Annotated in this window: 1 pseudogene; it reads right to left on the bottom strand. The window is 43.8% G+C overall.

From position 1 onward, the window contains the following. Positions 1 to 256, bottom strand: a pseudogene (locus tag SB775_RS31405) (23S rRNA (uracil(1939)-C(5))-methyltransferase RlmD); the annotation flags it as partial.

Raw genomic sequence — 256 nt, 5'->3', positions numbered from 1 at the left:
CATGTGATGCCTCATTGTATGGTTGCATGCCGATAGCAGTTAATTCTTTTTTTAGACCAGAAAGAATTGCGTCTGCCTCGCCCGTTTGAATGAGACAGCGATCCATATCGACAATCGTATGCGATTTTGTTTTGTAAAAACCAGCAATCACTTGACCGGCGTCATTTGTGGAAAATGGAATTTGGGCCTTATTACGATATTGCCATGGTTCCTCCATCCCTTTCACTGGTAAAACGGGTGCGTCGATTTTGCCTAG

The sequence above is a fragment of the Peribacillus sp. SIMBA_075 genome, assembly GCF_046534585.1.
Note: the sequence above shows the minus strand (reverse complement) of the source record. Positions and strands in the feature narration are given on the sequence as shown.